This is a genomic window from Bradyrhizobium sp. Kon58 (assembly GCF_055807455.1).
The window spans coordinates 18601-39814 of record NZ_JBVVOT010000012.1; the positions used below are offsets into that span (position 1 = coordinate 18601).

Sequence of the window (21214 nt, forward strand, 5' to 3'; positions counted from 1 at the left end):
ATGACCACGCGCCTGCCTCTGCCGCCGTCTCTCTATGCCGACACTGCCGTCCCGCCGGTGGCCACGCCGCCGCTCGACATCGACAAGACGGTCTCGGTCGCCATCATCGGCGGCGGCTACACCGGCCTGTCCACCGCGTTGCATCTGGCGGAGCAGGGTGTCGAGGCACTGGTGCTGGAGGCGCAGGAGCCGGGCTGGGGCGCATCCGGCAACAATGGCGGTCACACCAATCCGGGACTGAAGCACGATCCCGATCAGATCGAGGTCGATTTCGGCGCCGAGCTCGGCCGCCGCATGGTCGCGTTCTCCTACGGCACGACGGATTTCACCCACGATTTGATCCGCCGCTACCAGATCCCATGCGAAGCGCGGCAGAACGGCACGCTGCGTGCGGCCTATAACGAGGCCAGCGCCGCCGCGATCGAGACAACCGCACAACAATGCATCGCCCGTGGCATGCCGGTGTCGTACCTCAATCGCGAGCAATTGCGCGAGATGACCGGCACCGATCGCTACATCGGCGCCATGCTGGATACCCGCGGCGGCGACCTGCATCCCCTCAGCTACGCCCGCGGCCTTGCGCGCGCCGCGATCTCCGCAGGCGCGAAGGTGCACGGCGAGACACCCGCACTATCACTCCGTCGCGAGGGCAGCCGCTGGCGCATCGAGACGCCGCGCGCAGTGGTGCATGCCGACAAGGTCTTGCTCGCGACCAACGGTTTTACCGACGATCTCTGGCCGGCGCTTCGCCGCACCATCGTGCCGGTGTTTTCCTCGATCGCGGCCACGGCCCCGCTCTCTGACGACGTGGCCCGTTCGATCATGCCGACGCGTCCCGTCCTTTACGAGAGCGGCCACATCACCGTCTATTACCGCATCGATCAGCAGAACCGCCTCTTGATGGGCGGCCGCGGCCCGATGCGCTGGATCAATTCGCCGCGCGACGTCGCTTATCTCATGCGATACGCCGAGCGGCTATGGCCGCAACTCGAGGGCGTCGCCTGGACCCATGGCTGGAACAGCCGGCTTGCCATTACCGCGGATCATTACCCGCATGTGCACGAGCCCGCGGACAACATCCTGATCTCGCTCGGCTGCAACGGCCGCGGCGTCGCGCTCTCGACCGCCATGGGCGCGCAGCTGGCGCGGCGTCTGATCGGCGGCGCCAAGGCCGAGCTCGACATGCCCGTCACCGGCATCAAGCCGATCCCGATGCATGCCTTCTGGCCGGTCGGCGTGACGACGGCAGTGATCGCTGGTCGCGTGCGCGACCGGCTCGGGATCTAAGCTCAGCCCTCCACCACCGCATCGGCCCAGGGCTGGAAGATCTCGACCGCGCCGGAATTGGTGTCGCCGTCGCGCATCACGACGCTCGGGCAGGCGAACTTCTGCGGCAAGGACTGCACCCGCGCCTCTTCATAGTCGAATCGCGCCGCGAGCGTCTCGCGTGTGTCCGCCGGCAGCCTGGTATCGCCGATCACGATCGCGCCTTCGCTGGCGTCGATGCGCGGCTGGTGGATCGCGGCATCGAGATCCATGCCGAAATCCATCGCAAACGACACGATCTGCATCACCGAGGGCAGGATGCGGCGACCGCCGGAGGCGCCGACCGCGAGCCGTCTGCCGTCCTTGGCTTCGGCGATGACAGGCGTGTAGTTGGTGAGACAGCGCTTGCCGGGGGCGAGCGAATTGGTGGTGCCCGGCATCGGGTCGAACCACATGATGCCGTTGTTCATGGCGATGCCGGTGTGCGGCGTGACGTATTTCGAGCCGAAGGATGACAGCAGCGTCTGCGTCACCGCCGCGATGTTGCCGTGGCGATCGACTACCGAGAAGTGCGTGGTACAGGCGGGCGCCAGATAGTCCGCGCCGAGCGAGCGCTTGCCGTCGGCATCCCCCATATCCTTGAGCCGCTCGCGATAGGCTGATTGCAGCGCGGCGGCATATTCGGCATAGGCGGCCGCATCGGGCGCGCTTCCCGGCTTCAGGTTCTGCTGCAACAGGCGCAGCGCATGCGCCATGGTCGGTCCGGCCGTCAGCTCCGGCGTCGCAAACACCTTGCCGCCGCGATAGGGGATCGCCAGCGGCTCGCGCGGATGGGCGCGGAACGCGGCGAGGTCCTCCACCGACAGCGCGCCGCCGTCGGCCTTGATGTCGGATGCGATGCTTCTGGCGAGATCGCCGTGGTAGAAATCGCGCGGACCGGCGGCCGCAAGATGCGACAGTGTCGCCTTCAGCGCGTCCAGCGGCAGCCGCGTCTCGGACTTGATACCCCATGGCGCGCTCGGAGGGAGGCCATCCTTCAGGAACGTGGCCGCGCTTCCCGGGTAGCGCCGAAGATCGGCCGCCGATGCCGCGATCGTCAGCGTGGTCCACCAGTCGACCAGCAGGCCTTCACCGGCGAGGGCGACGGCCGGCGCGACGAGATCTTTCCACGGCAGCCTGGCGTGGCGGCGATGCGCCTCCTCCATGCCGGCGACGACCCCGGGCACGGCGATGGAGCCGGGGCCGTGGATGTTGCGGTCGTTCTTGACCCGCTGCCAGGGAAACAGATCGGAAGCCGCGCCTTCGCCGCTGAGCGGATAGTCTGCGGTGCGCAGGCTTTGCGGCGCGCACATGCCGTAGTCGATCACCTCATAGCGATTTTCCGCGGCACGGTAGAGCACCATCGCGCCGCCGCCGCCCATGCCGCTGTTCCAGGGCTCCAGCACGTTGAGCGCGAAGGTGGTGGCGACGATCGCGTCCACGCAGTCGCCGCCCGCCGCCAGCACTTGCGCCCCCACTTCGGCCGCCCGTCGCGATTGCGCGGCGACGATGCCGCCTTTGGATGTGACGGCGGGCTTGCGGACGGTTTGGGCGTGGCTGAACTGGTGCGGCATGATGATGTCTGTGTGCTGTCTTCGGTTTGGCTTCGTTGCGCTGAGCTCCGCATTCGGCGGAACGCGCGAAGAATGGCACATCGCCCCCACCGAGAACATCGAAAGGGCGGCGCGGCATGGCTGGTGTGAAACAGGCAGGGGTGGTGCTCGGAAAGACGAGAATGCCCGGGACATAGGCGAGCGGAAGCGACGCCGTCCTTCGGACGGCTATCCCGGGCATGACGCATTGAGACACCGATCAGTGGGAAGCAGGAGCCGCAGGGCTCAGCGCGCGCGATCCAGCCGGCTGGCCTGATACTTGGCGTGCCATTTCGGGCCAGGCCCGCGCATGTAGTGAAGCTCGGGGCGGTAGGGATTGCCCGCGACCCGCATCAGCGTCTGCCATTTGCTGGCGACGAAGTTCAGGGGCTGGCGGAGCAGGGTCAGTGACGCGAGCAACATGGCATCACCTCAGTGCGGCTTGCCGAGCATGGCAGTGAAGGGGAGATCGAAGATCTCCTCGCCGTCGGAGCCGCTGACATGGATCACCCAGTCGCGCCAATCCTCAGCGCCGGGCGTCAGGATCATCGCGTTCATGATCTGGGCGGCACGGTCGCGCGCCTCGGTCAGGTTGGTCACGGCTGTGCCGCTGCGATCGATCAGCGTGCCGTCCAAGTTGGAGCAGTGAAAATAGACCTGGACCATATGCGTCTCCTATTGGGAGCGATTGGGACGGCAAACCGATACCATTCCAAGCCTTCGCGAAACATTCGGGTCGAGCCCGGTAAGGGAATCTACGGAGATTGGTCGGCGCCAAGCCCCCTGCTGGTTTGATCACAAGGGGGTGTTGATCAACTGGACGGCATTCCCACGGCATGGAACAACCCTGGACGGAAAGTCCGGGAGGCGCCGTGAACCACCTCACATTGTGGCGTGAAAGCCGAAGCCTGCGCGCATGCGCGATCGCCTTGGTGGTCCTCCTGACCCTGACCTCGGTAGGCTCATCAGAACCGGTCCGCAAGAGCGGCTATGCCATCGGCACGGAGACCTGCGGCAGTGCCGATCTGGCTTTTCCAAAACTCCAGATCGACATGAAGGCGGGATTTTGCGCGGGCCTCGTCGCCAGCGAGGAGGATCGGCTGAAATTCCCGCGCTCGATCGTCCAGGTGCCCGGTCGTGACCTGTTCGTGGTCTCTGACATGGCGGGCTGGGGCCATACCGATGGCCGGCTGCTGTTGCTCGACCCGCGCGCGCCCCAGGGACAGCGGTTCAAGGAGCTGCTGACTGCAATCGAATATCCGTTCGGTCTCGTGATCGGCCCGGACAAGAGGCTCTATGCCTCGAGCGCGGAGACGATCTTCCGCTTCGATCCGCTCGCCGACAATCCGCGCGACACGGTCGAGACCATCGTCCGTCACATGCCCGGCCGCCGGGTCACATTGCCCGATGGCACAAAGCTCGACGAGAGCGCGCATCCACTCAAGCAGTTTGTCTTTGATAAGAACGGCCGGCTGTTCATCAACATCGGCTCGCACAGCGACGACTGCATCACGCCGGCGCCGATCACGAAACCTTGCGCGGCGGCCGAGGGCGCTTCCGCGATGGCATCGATCTGGCTGTTCACGCCGCCCCCGGGCGGTATCTTCTCGGCGTTGAAGCCTGGCGAACCCGACCCGCCGCACGGCGTCTATGCGCGCGGCCTGCGCAACTCGATGGCGCTGGCGCTGCATCCGAGCTTTCCCGATGCGGGCTATGCCTTCCTGCAAGGCGAGAACGGCCGCGACCTGCCTGACATTTTCAAGCCGAACGAGGAGATCAACGCGATCGAGCAGGGCAGGCATTACGGCTGGCCTTATTGCTACGATGTGTCGACGCCGAGTCCCGAATTCAGGATCGTGTTGCAGTCGGGGGTCTACAAATCGCTGTGCACCGCCAACGTTCTCTACAAGGCGCCGTTCTCGCTGCTGCCGCCGCACGGCGCGCCGCTCGCGATGCTCTATTATCACGGCGCGAAATTTCCGGAGCTCGAGGGCAAGCTGCTGGTCGGCCTGCATGGCTATCGCCCGACCGGCAGCCGCGTCATCGTCTATGACGTCGACGAGCACGGCTTCCCGAAGCCCGCCCCGGCGCCGGTGCGCTATCATGTCAGCTGCGCGGCCGATCCGACCCACAGCTTCCAGACCGAGGCCGGCGACGTCGCCGCCGCGCCGTTCGAGGAGCTGATCGCAGGCTGGCACCGCGTCAACGGCGCACGGCCGCAAGGTGCGCCCGTCGGCATGACGGTCGCGGAGGACGGCGCCATCTGGTTGGTCGAGGACAAGAACCAGACCGTGATCCGGATCGACCGCGCCGCGGGCGATGCGCCGCCGCCCTTGCCCTGCGACATGCGGAGCCAGGCGCTGATCGATCAACTGGCGGTTTTCGTGGCCAGGGACGCGCAGAACAGCGTCCGGCTCACCAATTTGCGCAAGGGCCTCGTCGAAAAGCATTGCGTCGGCTGTCACTCGGATTTCGGCCTGAGGCCTGGCCAATCGGACGCACAGAAGGACGCGACCGTGCTTCGCTTCATGCTGTCGCAGGATGGCTGGATCTATCCTGGTGATCCCGACTCCAGCAAGTTGCGCACGCGGCTTCGTGGGTTAGGCGCGGAGAAGCTGATGCCGCCGGGTGGCGAAGGCCTGCCGAAGGCCGAGCCTGGTTACACGCGCCTGCTCGACACGGCGGATCTGCTGGTGTCAAAAATGGTTCCAGGCATCCGGATGCGGATCAAGTCCGGCCCGCCGCAGCGCAAGTTCTTTGGGAAAACCAACAACGAATGCGGCGAAATACCGGCTGCCAAGGTCGTCGTCGTGACACAAAGGAACGCTGTAGACAAACCCGGCTTCAGCCGCTTCTTCCGGCCGGCCGATCCCTATCTGAATGGCGAGTGCAGCGACGGCGATGGCTATTACATCCGGCAGGAATTTCTGGTGCCTGTGCAGTAGCGTTGTTCTCGTCCTTGCGACGGCACCGGCACGAGCGGAAACGAAACTGTTCGAAAGCGTGCAGGTGACGCCATCAGGCGAATACACGTTCGGCATCGAAGGGCCGGCCGCCGATCTCGACGGCAATCTCTTCGTCGTCAATTTCGGCAAGCCCGGCACCATCGGCAAGCTGCCTGTCGGCGGCGCGGTGTCCGAGCCGTTCACGGCACTGCCCGAGGGCAGCGTCGGCAATGCCATCCGCTTCGCGCGCGACGGCACCATGTTCATCGCCGACTACAAGAAGCACAACATCTTCGCGATCCCGAAGGGATCGACCGAGCCCGCCATCTGGTTTCACTCCGACGAGATGAACCAGCCCAACGACATCACCATCGCCCGCGACGGCACGATCTACGCGAGCGATCCGAACTGGAAAGGTCGCGAAGGCCACATCTGGCGCATCGCGAAGGGAGCCGACGGAACGGTGCAGGGACAGCTCATGTCGGCGCCGCGCGCGATGGGCACGACCAACGGCATCGACCTCAGCCCTGATGACAAGACGCTCTATGTCGGGGAATCCAGCAGCGGCCAGATCTGGTCCTACACGGTCGGCGGCAACGAGCTCACCAATCCAAAACTCGTCAAGGCGTTTCAGCCCGACACTGTCGATGGCTTGCGCACCGACATGGCTGGCCGCCTCTATGTCGCGCGCATCCTCAAGGGCACGATCACGTTGATGAAGGCCAATGGCGCGGTCGAGCGGGAGATCGCGCTGAGAGCCAAGGAGCCGACCAATCTTGCCTTCGGCGGCCACGACGGCAAGACGATCTTCGTCACCCAGCGTCAGGGCGGCTTCGTCGAGTCTTTCCGCACCGACCAGCAGGGCCGCGAGCACTGCCTTCAGCGTGGGCGCTGCTGAGCTTCACGAGCGATCTGCTTGCGGCGGGCGGTGCGACAGGGGCGGCATTCTTCTTGCTTGCATCTCGCCGCCGCGGGGATTTAGACATCTGTGGCACCCTCAAAGCGACCACGGAGTGTTCGAGTGAAAGCCGTCCATACCGAGCTGCATCGCAGCCACGATCCGCAATTCTTCCTGGTTCGCGGCGTGGTCAAGCGCACCACCGAGCAGCCCGAGCGCGCCGACCGCCTGCTCAAGGGATTGAAAGACGGCAAGCATCAACTGGTCGAGCCAACCACATTCGGGCAGGGGCCGCGTGCGCGCATCCACAGTCCGGAATATCTATCGTTCCTGAGCGAGGCCTGGGAGGCCTGGACCGCGCTCGGCGATTCCGGTCCGGAGATGATCGGCAACATCCATCCGGTGCGTCATGCCGCGACTTATCCCACCCATATCACCGGCAAGCTCGGCTGGCACACCGCCGACACCGCGGCGCCGATCGGCCCGGGCACCTGGGCCGCGGCCTGCGCCGCGACCGACGTCGCGGTCACCGCGGCACAGATGGTGATGGACGGCGAGGATGCGACTTATGCGCTCTGCCGGCCGCCCGGCCATCACGCCTATCGCGACATGGCCGGCGGCTTCTGCTTCCTCAACAACAGCGCGATCGCGGCGGCGCATCTGCGGCAGAGGCACGAGCGTGTCGTGATCCTCGACGTCGACGTCCACCACGGCAACGGCACGCAGGGCATCTTTTACGCGCAGCCGGATGTCTACACGGTCTCGATCCATGCCGATCCGGTCGCGTATTATCCTTACGTGTGGGGCTATGCGCATGAGCGTGGCGAAGGTCCCGGCCTCGGCGCCAACCTCAACATTCCCCTGGCGATCGGCACCGGCGATGACGGCTACATCCAGGCGATGGAGGTCGCGCGCAAGGCGATCGAATCCTTTGCGCCCGGCGCCCTCGTCATCGCGCTCGGCCTCGACGCCTCCGAGCACGATCCGCTGAAGGGTCTCGCCGTCACCACGCCCGGCTTCCGCCGCATCGGCCAGGCCATCGCGAAGATGGGCCTGCCGACCGTGTTCGTGCAGGAGGGCGGCTATCTCTCGGATATCCTCGGCGCGAACCTGACCTCGGTGCTGGCCGGATTCGAAGAGGCGCGGTGAAGTTTACCTCTCCCCGCTTGCGGGGAGAGGTCGGAATTTGCGCGAGCAAATTCCGGGTGAGGGGGTACAGGTCTCAGGCATATCTCGCCCGCAGAGAGAGCCCCTCACCCCGACCCTCTCCCCGTAAGAACGGGGAGAGGGAGAAGAGGCACTTCCTTGATAATTCGATCTCAAAACATCCCGCTTGCCGCGAGCGCCTTGCAGACGTGCTGCATCTCGGTCTCGTCTGCGACCATGTCGAGCATGATCGTGGTCAGCCCGTTTGCGGCAAACTCCTTCAGCTTCGCGCCGATCTCCGCGTAGCTGCCGACGAGGTAGGGGCAGTCGGCCTGGAAGGTCAGGAACGGCAGCAGCCAATAGCCATTGTCCGCGAGCTCGCCACTCTGGCCCTCGTAGAGGCGCCGTTTCCACACGGAATCGCTGTTCTCCACCGTGAGCACGAGCAGCTCGCGATCGTCGGCATTATCGCGGAAACGCGCCTTTGCCGCTTCCCGTGCCTCGTCGCGTCCCTCGCGGGCGAAAATTCCGAAATTCACGCCCGGCGCATCGAGGCCGCGGTCGAGATCGGGCGGCAGCATCTGCATCTTGATGCAGCCGGTCTCCTTTGCGACGCGCTGTGCCGGCTCGGACTGGCCTGCGACCAGAAATTCCGGCATCAGCTCCGGCGGCAGGCGCGGCCGCAGTTGCAGGTTGCTGGCGCGGTAGAACCGGCCCTCGAAAGTCGCCGGCCGCGGGCTTGCCAGCAATTGGCGCATCAGCGCAACGAATTCACCGAGCCGGACGTAGCGGTCGGCATGCGATTGCTCGTCGCCGAGCCCCTGCAAATCGCTGACCGCCGTCCCCGTGATCATGTTGAGATAGACCTTGCGGCCGTGGAGCTGCGCAAAGGACGAGACGAATTTTGCCGCCGTGAACGGGTGCATGTAGACCGGATTGACGGCGATCAGCGGCGAGGATCGGGTCGTCTCGCCAATGATATGCTGGGCCATCGCCCAAGGCTCGACGAACACGTCGTTGCCTTCGAACAGCAGGATGCCCTCGAAGCCGTTGCGCTCGGCGAACTGCGCCACCCGCATCAGCTCGCCGACATATTTCTTGGGGTCGCGGTTGCGCGAAATCGCGGGAAAGACGCGCAGCCGCGGCAGTGTCATTCAGCCGCCTCCTGCAGCGGCCACGCATTGCGGGTGATGGGAAGGCCGCCGGTGGCGCGGGAGCCGTCGGCGATCGCGAGACGATGCGAGGGCGACGGCGAGATCAGCTGGAATCGCCAGCCTTCCGGATCGTCGGCGATATCGGGCGTGAAGCTGATCTCGATGGCCTCGCGCGATACCTGCATCGCGAAGGCATCGAGCGGCAAATTGAGGCCGAAACCCCTGGCCTTCAGATAGGCCTCTTTCAGCGTCCAGTAGTCGAAGAAGCGCTCGGTCGCGGCGGGCTCCGGCAGTCCGCGCAGCGTTTCGACCTCTTCCGGCGCGAAGAACCGAAGCGCGGTCGATAGCGGCGCCACCCGACTCGACACGGTCTCGACGTCGACGCCGACGGTCTCATGCCCCGATACGACGCAGGCGACGCAGCCGTCGGCGTGCGACAGGCTGAAATGCAGCGTGCTCGAGGTCTTGGGTGATGCGACAAACGGCCGCCCGTAACGCCCGGCGGCAAATGACCAGTCGGTGGGGGCGACATCAGGTGCGACGTGCGAGAGCGCGAGGCGCAACATCGCGTGCGCGAAAATATATTGCCGCTGGTGCCGCTCGAACCTGAAGCGGTCGGCTCGTGCCCGTTCGTCGACCGAGAGCAGGCGCCGGCACGTATCAACCGCATCCGGCGCGTCAAAAGTCTCGATCAGTCCGACAAACAGTTCAATTCTGTCGTCTGCCATCAATTGGGCCCATGGCGTCAGGCCGGGGCCAAATCCCCTGCCATGACGGAAGAATCAACTGAGCAAGAATCAACTGAGCGGACCGCTTCTAGCGGTCCACTCCGGCGAATCCTTGTCGATTGCTGGCCGGTTTACGGGCGCAAGCTTGTGCGAGACCCCAACTCGACACGCGAGCGGCCAAATCTGAAAACAGAAGCCCGAAACCTGAAGCCTGAAGATTCGCGCGGCGTCCCGGCCGACGAGTCTTACGTCTTCTTCTTCTTGGACTTCTTGGAGCCGCCCAGCATCGAAATGCTGGCGTCGACGTCCTTCAGCGCGGACTGCAGCTTCTTCTTTTCGGCGCCGAGCAACTTCTGCAGGGCCTTGCGGTCCTTGTCGCTCAACGAGGTGCCCTTGGTAAATTTGATGAAACCCATAACGAACTCCCCGGTTGAAAATAATCGTCCAAATCAAAACGCGAGAATAATCTTGCGCGATGGCGCCAAATAATCAAGATGCAACTTGGTCATTCACAGCTTTGACGGGTGACTCCGTATTCGCCCGTGCTCTGCGGCCGGTCATGCCGCCTTGCGATTGAGCAATCGGCCGAGCGGTGCGTTGGGTTGGGCGAGGGCGGCCCCGAGCAGCGCGATGAGATCCTCCATCCACTGGCCGACCGTAGCGCCGTCGAGCAGCTCGCTCTTGTAATTGCATGAACCGGTGATTCCCGTCGGCCGCTCCTTGAGCATCAGCGACAGCCAGGTCTGGTCGATCGGCAGCACCGGCTGGCCTTCGCGGGCAATGTTGCCGATCGATCCTGTCGTGAGATCAGGCAGATCGAGCGGCTGGCGCAGCGGATTTTGCAGGGTGAAATAGACCTGGAGCAGCGCGGCTGGATTGACCCCCTCCTGCTCCAGATGGTCGGCCAGGATGTTGAACGGCAGCTCCTGGCGCGCATGCGCGTCAAGCACGCTCTGGCGGACCCGGGCCACGGCCTGCGCGAACGACAGCTCCGGCGTGATTTTGGTGCGAACGATCACCGTGTTCTCGAACGCACCGACGATCCGGTCGGTGTCAGGCTGGGCGCGATTGGCCATGGCGGTGGCGATCGAGATGTCGTCGCGGCCGGTCCGCGCCAGCAGCAGGGCTTTCAGGCCGGTTAGCAGACACATGAACAGCGTACAATTGTGCTGGCCGGCGAAGGCCGCGAGCTGGCCGATCAGCTCGCGCTCGAGACTGACCGGATGGTGCCCTCGGGACGGGCCTGGGCTTGATTCGCCCTCGAAGAGGGGACCCGCCCCGCGCAAATTCTCCGTCCATTCAGCCGCCTGACGGCGGGCGGCATCGGTGCCGCACCACCAGCGCTGCCAGCGTGCGACGTCCGAAAAGGCCGGCGGCTGTTTCGGCAGCGGCACCGACGGATAGCCAGCCAGCGCCGCATAGCGGTTGGACAATTCCTCGAACAGCAAGCCGATCGACCAGCCGTCGACGACGACGTGGTGCAGCGTCAGCAGCAACACGTGATCGTCATCGTGGAGCCGCAACAGCCGGGTGCGCAGCAGCGGCGCGCGCCTGGTGTCGATCGGGACATAGGTCTCCTGTTCGATCAGGAGATTGATCTTGCGGAGCTCCAGCGCCTTGCGCCGCTTGTTGTTGTGGGGCTGACCGTCGCCGATCGTCTCGACGGTCAGGACACGGCCGAGGGCGCCGGGCGCGGCGACGTGGCTGACGGGCTCCCCGCCGCTCCAGCCGAAATGGGTCCGCAGCGATTCGTGCCGGCGCACGATGTCGTCGATCGCCTGCGCCAGGGCGGCCAGATTGAGCGACCCCTGGAGACGGAAGGCGAAAGGCAGGTTGAACAGCGGCAACCCCGAAAGATTCTGCTCGATCCGCAGCATCTGGTCCTGCGCGATCGAGAGCGTGGGAGGGCTGCCTTCGGCCAGGCTCGCTCCAACCAGCCTTGCCAAACTTGCGGCCGGCTTGCGCGGCTTTGCCGCCACGGCCTCGTCGACCCGCTGGGCAAGCTCGTCGATCGTCGGTGCCTCGAAGATGGTCTTGATCGGCAGCGACACGCCGAGCGCCCGAGCGACGCGCGCCATCACCTGGCCCGCCAGCAGCGAGTGGCCGCCGAGGTCGAAGAAATTGTCGGTGACGCCGAGGCTCTCGACCTTCAGCAGGTCGATCCAGATGTCGGACAGCACCTTTTCGGTGAGGCGCCGCGCCGGCACCGCCGCATCCGGTCCTGAGGTTTCCTGCTGCGCCGGCGCCAGCAGCGCGCTCCGGTCGATTTTGCCATGGGCATTGAGCGGCACCTGGTCCAGGAACAGGAACGCGGACGGGATGGCATGGCCCGGCAGCCGGCTCTTCAGGAAGTCGCGCAGCTCGCTGGCGCTGCTCCGGCTGCCGGATCTCGCGACGATGTGGGCAATCAGCCTGACATCGCCGCTTGCTTCGCGACGCGGCTCGACGATGCCGGCGCGCACATCCGGATGGTCGGCAAGCGCGTTCTCGATCTCCTTGAGCTCGATACGGTAGCCGCGGACCTTGACCTGATGGTCGGCGCGACCGAGGCATTCGATCGTGCCGTCGGCGCGGCGACGGGCGAGGTCGCCGGTCCGGTACAGCCGGCTGCTTGCTTTGCGCGAGAACGGATCGGGCAGGAAGCGCTGCCGGTTCTGCGCGGGATCGTTGACATAGCCGCGGCCGACACCGGCGCCGCCGATGCAGAGCTCGCCGGTCACGCCGACCGGCTGCGGCTGCAAGCTCGCGTCGAGCACGTAGAGCTGCATGTTCGGCAGCGGCGCGCCGACCGGGACGTTGTTTGTCATGGTCGCCGGCGCCCTGGTCAGGCGATGCAGCGAGACGTCGTCGGAACATTCCGACGCACCGTAGGCGTTGATCAGCGGCACTTTCGGGCAGCGCGCGAACCAGGCGTTGCAGAGATCGACGGGCAGGGGCTCGCCCGTCGAGATCAGAAGGCGCAGCCTCGCAAAGGCGCGTCGGACCTGTGCCTCCTCCATGCGATCGAGGATCACGCGCAGCAGCGATGGGACGATCTCCAGCACCGTGATGCCCTCGCGCTCGATCTCGCGCGCGAGCAAAATCGGGTCCTGCACGATCGCGGTGCCGCAGACATGGACGCGCGCGCCGACCATGGGCCCCGCGAGGAACTGCCACACGGAGATCACAAAACTCTGCGGCGCGGTCTGCGCGATCACGTCCCGGGACGAGAGGTTCAGCTCGGAGATGAGCGAGGCCAGATGGTTCGACAGCCCGCGCTGCTCGATCATGACGCCCTTCGGCGCGCCGGAGGACCCGGAGGTGTAGATGAGATAGGCAAGGCTCGACGCCGCGCGCCGCGTTGCACGGGCCGGCTTGCTCGACGCTGGCGCGATCGCATCCTCGAGCCCGGCCATTGGGATGCGCTCGACCAGCGGTTCGAGCAGCGCCTCCGCCATGGACGACTGCGCCAGTCCGGTCAGCAGCATGCGGGCGCCGCTCGATCCGAGGATGGTTGCGAGCCGTGCCGGCGGCTGGTCGGGATCGAGATTGAGGAAGGCAGCGCCTACGCGTTGCACGGCGATCATCGCCGCGAGCAGGTCGGGTCCGCGCTCCGCAAGCAAGGCGACCACGGCCTCGGCGCCGACGCCTTCGCGGGCCAGCCAGCGCGCGGCCGCCTGGCTGCGGCGCGCCAGCTCGCGGTAGCTCAAGGATGTGCGGCCGTCCGACACCGCGATCGCGTTCGGCGTCTTCTTGACCTGGCGGTCGAAACGTTCGCTCGGATTGCCGCGCGTGGCGAAATTGGCCGGCACGCCCCGGCCCTGCGCCAGCAGTTGCCGGCGTTCGGTCTCGGTCAGAAGTGCCAAGTGAGAGATGCGTTGCTCGGGATCGGCGATGACAGATTTGAGCAGGGTTTTGAACTGAGCGGCCATGCCCTCGATCGTCGCCGCGTCGAACAGATCGGTGGCGTATTCGAAGAAGCCGGTGAAACGGCCATCAGCCTCGACCAGCTCGAGCGTGATGTCGAATCGCGCCACTTTTGGATCGATCTCGATCCGCCGCGTCGACAGACCGGAGAAAGATGCCGCCTCGATCGAGGCATTCTGGAGGATGAACATGATCCGGAACAGCGGATTGCCGTCGCTCCTTCGCGCGATCTGAAGCGCGCGAAGGACCTCTTCGATCGGGAGGTCCTGGTTGCGATAGGCATCGAGCGTGACCTGCCGGACCCGGCGCAACATGTCGCCGAAGCTCGGATCGCCGCCAAAATCATTGCGCAGGATCAGGGTGTTGGCGAACAATCCGATCAGGCGCTCGCTCTCGATCTGGTTGCGGTTGGCGATCAGCGAGCCCGTCGCGACATCCTCGTGTCCGGTGTGACGGAACAGCAGGCACTGGAACGCTGCGAGCAGGGTCATGAAGGGCGTGACGCCCTGGTTCTGGCTCAGCGCACGCAGGTCGGCCGACAGGGTTTTGGAGAATTCGAGATAATGACGGGCACCGTGGCCGCTCCAGACCTCCGGCCTTGGTCGGTCGGTCCGCAGCGGCAGTGTGGTGACGCCGTCGAGCTGCGTCCGCCAGTAATCGAGCTGCTCCTTGGCGGCCGGCGTCTGCGCCCAGCTCTGCTGCCAGAGCGCAAAGTCGCGATACTGGAAGGCTGGCGAAGGCAGTGCCGCCACGTCATTCTTGCGCGCTGCCGAATAATGGGCGGCGAGTTCTTCCCAGAACAGCCGCTGCGACCAGCCGTCGGTGACGAGATGATGGACGTTGACCACGAGCGCGTGGCTGCTCTTGTCGAACGAGAGCAACGTGACCTTCAGCGGCGCCTCGTGCGCGAGGTCGAACGGATGTTGCGCGAGCCGAAGCGCTTCGCGCTTGACAACAGCGGCCCGCTTGTCCGCGGGGCAGGCCTTGAGCTTGATCCGCTCGAACTGCGGCGGCGATTGCAGCACAAGCTGCACCGGCTCGCCCTCACGTTCGACGATGACCGACCGCAACGCCTCATGGCGCGCCGACATCGCGGCGAGGCCAGTAGAAAGTGCGGCGACGTCGAGCCCACCCTTGAGGAGCGCGACTTCGACGACGTTATAATTGTAGCGCGTGGGGTCCAGTCGCGAGAGCACGTACATCCGCTGCTGCTGGAACGACAGCGGCGCGTCTGCTTTCATGGCCTTGCGCCAGGCCGGCAGCATCGCTTCGCGATGAGTTGCGGTCTCGATCCGGACTGCAAGCGCGGCGGCCGTGGCGCAATCGAAAACGTCCTCGAACGAGAAATCGACGTTGAAGCGTTCGCGCAGGCGCGAGCGCATCTGCGTCACCGCGAGCGAGTCCGCGCCGAGTGCGAAGACGTCCTGATCGCTCCCGACCTGCGGCAGCTCCAGCAAATTGGCCCAGATCCCGGCAAGCTCGGTCTCCAGCGCGTTGCGCGGCAGACGCGCCTCCTCCTCGCCGCCGCCCATTGTTGCGATCAGCTCGGCCAGCGCATTGCGCTTGACCTTGCCGCTGGCGCCTTTCGGCAGCGTCGCCACGCTGCGGATCAGGCTCGGCACCTTGTAGGCCGCGAGCCGTTTCCGGGCGAACTGGCGCAACTGGTCCGAGGTCGCCTCGGAATTCGGCCGCAGCACCACGATTGCGGCGACGTTCTCGCCGAGCTTCGGGTGCGGGACGGCAAACACGCCGGCCTCCAGCACCGCCGGATGGCTGAGCAGAACCTCTTCCACCTCCAGCGGCGAGATCTTCTGTCCGCCACGGTTGATGACGTCCTTGATACGGCCGACGATGAAGAGATAGCCGTCGGCGTCGAGATAACCGAGATCGCCGGTCCGGAACCAGCCGTTGCGGAAGGCAGCCTGCGTCGCCGCCTCGTCATTATAGTAGCCGCGGCTCATATTGGGTCCGCGCAGCATGATCTCGCCGTGCTCGCCGCTGGCGAGCGTGCGGCCCGTCTCGTCCATGATGGCGATCTCGGGGCCCGCGGCGCGGCCGACCGATCCGACCTTGCGCAGCTCGAACGGATTGGCCGCGATCTGCGAGGCCGCCTCCGTCATGCCGTAGGTTTCGAGCACGGGAACGCCGAACGTCGCCTCCAACCCATCGAGGATCGCAGGCGCAAGCGAGGCCGAGGCGGAGCGGATCACCCGCAGCGAGGACGATCGGGCAAGATCCGGGTTGGCTTCCGCCGCGGTCAGCAGCGCGCGATGGATGGTCGGCACTGCCGTGTACCAGGTCGGTTGCAGCTGCCGCATCCAGCCGAAGAAGGAGGCTGCGTCGAAACTTTCCGTACAGATCACGCTGGAGCCCGCGACCAGCGCCGTCAGCAGGCCGGAAATCAAACCATGGGCGTGAAACAGCGGCAGGACGTTGAGCAGACGATCGTGGGACGCGAGCGACAGCACGCGGCCGGCATTGTAGGCGGAGAGGCACACATTGCGATGCGTGAGCGGCACCATCTTCGGTCGCGCCGCCGTGCCCGAGGTCAGCAGGATGAACGCGTCGTCGTCGCCACGCGAGGCGCCGCTGCTGCTCGCCGGTCCAACCGCCGGCCCGACGAACGTGCAGCCTCCGAGATCGTGTTGCGACCCCGGCACGAAATCGATCTCGGCAATATCGAGCACCTTGGCGACATCGCGGGCCGCCGAGTTCGTGTCGGCCCGGGTGACGAGCGCGCTCAGCTTCAATTCGCTGAAATAGCGTTGCAGCTCGTCCGCCGTCAGATCGGGATTGACCGGGACGCAAGCGCAGCTCGAGGCGACCGCGATCAGCGCCAGTGCGCTGTCGGCACCGCGCGGCAGTGCAACCGCAATACGGTCGGCAGGGGTAATGCCAAGCCCGCGCAGCGTGCGGACGAGATCCTGCGTCCGCGCGCCAATCCCGCCGTAGTTGAGGACCGGCCGCCCGGGGGCGAGGAGGGCGGGGGCCGCCGGCGTCTTGCGGGCATAGAAATCGAGAAGGCCGCCGATATCCGCGAATATCTTCGTTTCGGCCGTCGTGCTGGCCAATTCCCGCGGCGTTGGGCGTGTGACGTCCGACAATTCCGTTCCCTTTTGATCCGATTGGGCTATTCTTCCAAGAAGTTAGGGAACGCGTCCAGTCTGAGGTGAAGTTTTGGCCCCAAAATCTGTGGTTGCGGGGTCTTGAGCCCTTCGACGGAGTGATTGGTCGGGCGGAATCACCATGCTGGAGACTGAGTCGGGCACGGGAACGGAAGGCGGGCTGAAGCGCTGGCTCGAGGGTATCGGTCTTAGCCACTATACCGATCTCTTCGCGCAGCACCGTCTCGATCTCGATGTCATGGGAGACCTGACCGAATCCGATCTGGTCGAGCTCGGCTTGCCGCTCGGCGATCGGAAGCGGCTCCAGCGGGCCATGACCGCGTTGTTCCGGGCGGAAACCGCGCAGAAGCCCGACGGGACGGCGCGCCCGCAAATCCGGACGGAGGTCGGCGCCGAGCGGCGTCAGCTCACCACCATGTTCTGCGACATGGTGGATTCCACCTCGCTCTCGGTGCAGTTCGATCCGGAAGACGTGCGCGACATGATCGCGAGCTTCCGCGAAACCTGTGTCCGCGTGGTGAAGCATTACGAAGGTTTTGCCGCCCGCTTCGTCGGGGACGGGATTTTGGTCTATTTCGGCTATCCGACCGCGCATGAGGACGACGCCGAGCGCGCCGTGCGAGCGGGGCTGGAAATCGTCCGGGTGCTGTCGACCGCCCGCGCGATCGAGCCGCGTGGTGCGCTCAGCCACTCGCCCGCCGTCCGCATCGGCATTGCGACCGGTCTCGTCGTGGTTGGCGACCTCGTCGGACAGGGCACCGAAGAGCGCGACTCCGCGGTCGGAGAAACCGTCAATCTCGCCGCGCGCCTGCAAGGCCTGGCGCCGCCCAACGGTGTGGTGATTTCCACGTCGACCCAGTCGCTGCTGAAGGGGAAGTTCGACTACCGCGATCTCGGTGTCCACGCGCTGAAGGGTATCTCGGAGAAGGCCCAGGCCTGGCACGTGATGCGCGCCTCGCGGGTGGAGACCCGCTTCGCCGCCGCGATGGGCACGCGGCTGACCCCGCTCGTCAACCGCGAGGAGGAGATTGCGCTGCTGATGGGGCGCTGGCAGCAGGCCAAGGAGGGCGAGGGCCAGGTCGTGGTCAAGTTCGGCGAGCCCGGCATCGGCAAGTCGCGCATCATCCAGGAAATCTTCGAGCGGATCGCGGGCGATCGCCATGGACAGGTCTCGTTCCAGTGCTCGCCCTATTACACCTCCACGGCGTTCTATCCGTTCGCCGAGCAGCTCAAATTCTCTCTCGGTCTCGATCGCGAGGATGCGTCCGTGCAGTCGCTGGCGAGCCTGGAGACCGCGATCGCCGCCGCTCATGGCGACATCGAGCAGGTTGCTCCGCTGCTTGCCGCGCTGTTGTCCATTCCGACCGGTGACCGCTATCCGCCGCTGGAGCTGTCGCCGCAGCAGCAAAAGGATGCGACCGTCGCGGCGCTGGTCAATCATTTTCTCGGCCTTGCGCGCGAGCAGCCGCTGGTGATCGCATTCGAGGATCTGCACTGGATCGACCCGACATCCCGTGAGGTGATCGATCTCCTGGTCGACCGGGCACAGCACCGGGCAATCCTGGTCATCATCACCGCGCGGACCGAATTCCAGCCGAGCTGGAATGCCCATTCGCATATCACGACCCTGGTCCTGAGCCGGTTGAGCCGGCAGTTGCGCGCGACGCTGGTCGAGCGCGTGGCGGGACGCGAGCTTCCCAAGGAAGTCATCGAGGAGATCATCGTCAAGACCGACGGCGTGCCGCTGTTCCTGGAGGAGCTGACCAAGACGGTTCTCGAATCCAATCTCCTGACCGAACGGCACGGGCGCTACGTGCTGTCCGGCCCGTGGCGGCAGCTCGCGATTCCGGCGACGCTGACGGACTCGCTGATGGCGCGGCTGGACCGGATGGGGCCGTTCAAGCGGATCGCGCAGATCGGCGCCACCATCGGCCGCGAATTCTCCTACGAGACGCTACACGCGGTCGCCAACACGCCGGCCGAACAGATCGAGGCCGCGCTCAATCACCTGGAGGAGGCCGGGCTGATCATGCGCCGCGGCCATCCGCCCGACGCGCTCTACTCCTTCAAGCACGTGATGATCCAGAACGCCGCGCATGCGAGCCTGCTGCACAGCGAGCGGCGCAAGCTGCATTCCCGGATCGCCCAGGTGCTCGCCGAGATGTATCCCGAGAAGACCGAGCGCGAACCGGAGCTGCTCGCCCATCATATGACCGAATCCGGCCAGAGCGAGAGCGCCGCCAGCTTCTGGCTCAAGGCCGGCAAGCAGGCGGCCAAGAGCGGCGCCAATCTGGAGGCGATCGGGCATCTGGGCCGCGGCCTCGGCGTCGTGCAGGCCAATGCGCGCATGCAGGGCGCCGACGAGATGGAGCTGGAGCTGCGCATCGCGCTCGGCAACGCGCTGATCGCCGCCAAGGGCTATGCCGTGCAGGAGGTGGAGGAGAACTACGTCCGCGCCCTCGAGCTCGGCCAGCAGCTCGACGACGACGAAAAGGCCTTCGCCGCCACGCGCGGGCTCTGGGTCTGTCATTTCATCCGCGCCGATCTGACCCGCGCGCACGACCTCAGCGTCGAGCTGTTGAAGTTCGCCAAGCGCGAGCGGCTGAACGAGGGGACGCTGCCGGCGCAGCAGACCGGCTATCTGATCGAGGCGCATCGCTCGATCGCGATGACCATGCTCTATCGCGGGCGCTTTGCTGTGTCCCAGCACCATCTGCATCGCTGCATCAACCTCTACAGCCCCGACCTGCACTCCGATCTGATGGAGCGGCACGGCACCGATCCCGGCGTCGTCTCGCTGTCCTATCTCGGCTACCTGCTGTGGTTCCTCGGCCGGCCCGACGCGGCGCGCCAGCACAGCGAGCAGGCGATCGCGAACGCCGAGAAGATCCGCCACCCCTTCACGCTCGCCTTCGCGCTCGTGTTCGGCGCCTATCTCTGCCAGCATTTGCGCGATGTGGAGGGCACGCGCGACCACGCCAACCGCGCCATGATCATCGCCACCGAGCACAATTTCCTGCACTGGAAGCAGCAGGCCGCGATCCTGCGCGGCTGGGCGCTGGCGCAGCTCGGCGAGGCCGACGAAGGCCTCAGCCAGATGCGGTTCGGCCTCGACGAATACGAAGCGATGGATTCCTGGCTCGCCGGCTGCTGGTTCCGCTGCCTGCTCGCGGAGGCCTACGCCAAGGTCGGGATGCGCGATGCCGCCTTGCGCGCGCTGGACGGTGCGCTCGCGACCGCAAGACGGACCGGTGACCACTCCTACCTCGCCGAGGTCTACCGCCTGCAAGGCGAGATCACGCTCTCGGACGGGGATCCGGCCTCGGTGCAGGAGGCCGAGGACCTGTTCAACCTGTCGCTGGAGATCGCGCGCAAGCAGGGCGCGCTGTCGTGGGAGCTTCGCACCGCCGTCAGCCTCGCGCGCCTGTCGCACCAAGCCGGCAAGCGCGAGCACGCTCGTCTCCTGCTCGTACCGATCGTGGGCAGGTTCAGCGAGGGCTTTTCCACGCCGGACCTGAAACAGGCGATGCAACTGATCGACGAGCTCGGCGCGGACGCGCCTGTTCGTGCACAGGTCGATCCCGTGAGATGAGCGATCTTGCCGCCGCGCGTGCGCGTTACGTGGAGCTGATCGCAAAGCGCGAGCGGATCTCCTCAGCGCGCCTGCTCGAAGCCCTCGCCACCGTTCCGCGCGAAAAGTTTCTGGCGAAGGGACCCTGGCGCATCAAGAGCGAGGCGGCGCGCAATTATCGGCTGACGCCGGATGCCGATCCCGTTCATCTCCAGGACAATGTGCTGGTCGCGATCGATGCGCGCCGCAAGCTCGACACCGGACTGCCGAGCCTGTGGGCGCACTTCATCGATTTGCTCGACGTCCGGGAGAAAGACCGTGTGGTCCAGATCGGCTGCGGGCTCGGCTATTTCTCGGCCGTGCTGTCCAAGATCGTGGGCCCCAAGGGCAGGGTGCAGGCAATCGAATGCGACGAGCGGCTTGCGGCGCGCGCCGCGAGCTATCTCGGCGCCTATCGCAACGTCGCGGTCGTCCATGGCGACGGATGCGAGGACATCGGCGAGCCCGCCGACGTGATCATCGTTCATGCCGGCTTCTCGCAGCCGCATCCGCTCTGGCTTCGGTCGCTTCGTCCGCGCGGCCGGCTTCTGGTACCGCTGACGCAGCGGGACCGCGAAGGCGCCGCGCTCAAGATCACCCGCAAGGGCAAGGGGTTCGAAGCCGAGGCGGTGCAGCAGATCCGGATCTTCCCAGGCCAGGGTCGAGGCGTGACCGCGCTCGACGACCGCGTCGCCGACTGGTGGCAGCGCGCCTCCGCGCTGGCGCCGCTGCGTTTTCGCGGCATCGAGCAGGGGCTGCCGTCGGATTAGGGCTCACCGCGCTAAAGTGGTAACTATTGGGAAGT

The 21214-nt window shown here is 65.8% G+C and carries 13 protein-coding genes; 6 read left to right on the top strand and 7 right to left on the bottom strand.

The features are described 5' to 3' along the window. Positions 1-1287 carry an NAD(P)/FAD-dependent oxidoreductase gene (locus tag AC0L20_RS20475; RefSeq protein ID WP_473291442.1) on the top strand — a complete coding sequence of 429 codons (1287 nt, stop codon included), beginning with the start codon at positions 1-3 and terminating at the stop codon, positions 1285-1287. 2 nt (positions 1288-1289) lie between these two features. Here AC0L20_RS20475 and AC0L20_RS20480 read toward each other — a convergent pair whose 3' ends face one another. The 3 genes from AC0L20_RS20480 to AC0L20_RS20490 form a co-directional block, all read right to left on the bottom strand. Beyond that, complete coding sequence (locus AC0L20_RS20480) at positions 1290-2879, bottom strand: gamma-glutamyltransferase family protein (protein ID WP_473291444.1); 1590 nt, start codon at positions 2877-2879, stop codon at positions 1290-1292. Between the two features lie 264 nt (positions 2880-3143). Further along, positions 3144-3320 (bottom strand): hypothetical protein, encoded by a 177-nt coding sequence (locus tag AC0L20_RS20485; RefSeq protein WP_197031156.1) that lies wholly within the window; start codon positions 3318-3320, stop codon positions 3144-3146. A gap of 9 nt (positions 3321-3329) precedes the next feature. Next, positions 3330-3563: a DUF6894 family protein gene (locus tag AC0L20_RS20490; RefSeq protein WP_007606355.1), complete on the bottom strand. Its 234-nt coding sequence runs from the start codon at positions 3561-3563 to the stop codon at positions 3330-3332. 206 nt (positions 3564-3769) lie between these two features. On the opposite strand from AC0L20_RS20490, the gene AC0L20_RS20495 reads away from it, so the two are divergent. The 3 genes from AC0L20_RS20495 (at position 3770) to AC0L20_RS20505 (ending at position 7889) form a co-directional block, all read left to right on the top strand. Beyond that, positions 3770-5842, top strand: a complete 2073-nt coding sequence (locus tag AC0L20_RS20495) for a PQQ-dependent sugar dehydrogenase (RefSeq protein ID WP_473291451.1) — start codon at positions 3770-3772, stop codon at positions 5840-5842. After that, on the top strand, positions 5799-6740 hold the full coding sequence (locus tag AC0L20_RS20500) for an SMP-30/gluconolactonase/LRE family protein (protein ID WP_473291453.1): 942 nt from the start codon (positions 5799-5801) through the stop codon (positions 6738-6740). The genes AC0L20_RS20495 and AC0L20_RS20500 overlap by 44 nt, the downstream gene beginning before the upstream one ends. A 123-nt stretch (positions 6741-6863) precedes the next feature. Continuing rightward, positions 6864-7889, top strand: a complete 1026-nt coding sequence (locus AC0L20_RS20505; protein WP_473291456.1) for a histone deacetylase family protein — start codon at positions 6864-6866, stop codon at positions 7887-7889. Between the two features lie 170 nt (positions 7890-8059). Here AC0L20_RS20505 and AC0L20_RS20510 read toward each other — a convergent pair whose 3' ends face one another. The 4 genes from AC0L20_RS20510 to AC0L20_RS20525 form a co-directional block, all read right to left on the bottom strand. Next, positions 8060-9040: an LLM class flavin-dependent oxidoreductase gene (locus AC0L20_RS20510; protein WP_473291459.1), complete on the bottom strand. Its 981-nt coding sequence runs from the start codon at positions 9038-9040 to the stop codon at positions 8060-8062. Continuing rightward, on the bottom strand, positions 9037-9768 hold the full coding sequence (locus AC0L20_RS20515; RefSeq protein WP_473291461.1) for a 4'-phosphopantetheinyl transferase family protein: 732 nt from the start codon (positions 9766-9768) through the stop codon (positions 9037-9039). Before AC0L20_RS20515 ends, AC0L20_RS20510 begins: the two co-directional genes overlap by 4 nt. 245 nt (positions 9769-10013) lie before the next feature. Beyond that, entirely contained in the window at positions 10014-10184 is a 171-nt protein-coding gene (locus AC0L20_RS20520; protein ID WP_162847227.1) for a hypothetical protein, read from the bottom strand. Between the two features lie 141 nt (positions 10185-10325). After that, on the bottom strand, positions 10326-16778 hold the full coding sequence (locus tag AC0L20_RS20525; RefSeq protein WP_473291465.1) for an amino acid adenylation domain-containing protein: 6453 nt from the start codon (positions 16776-16778) through the stop codon (positions 10326-10328). Positions 16779-16920: 142 nt separating this feature from the next. On the opposite strand from AC0L20_RS20525, the gene AC0L20_RS20530 reads away from it, so the two are divergent. Beyond that, positions 16921-20391, top strand: a complete 3471-nt coding sequence (locus AC0L20_RS20530; protein WP_473291468.1) for an AAA family ATPase — start codon at positions 16921-16923, stop codon at positions 20389-20391. Further along, the gene (locus tag AC0L20_RS20535; RefSeq protein WP_473291471.1) at positions 20388-21179 is read left to right on the top strand and encodes a protein-L-isoaspartate O-methyltransferase family protein; all 792 of its coding nucleotides are present in this window, start codon (positions 20388-20390) and stop codon (positions 21177-21179) included. The genes AC0L20_RS20530 and AC0L20_RS20535 overlap by 4 nt, the downstream gene beginning before the upstream one ends. The last annotated feature ends 35 nt before the right edge of the window (positions 21180-21214 follow it).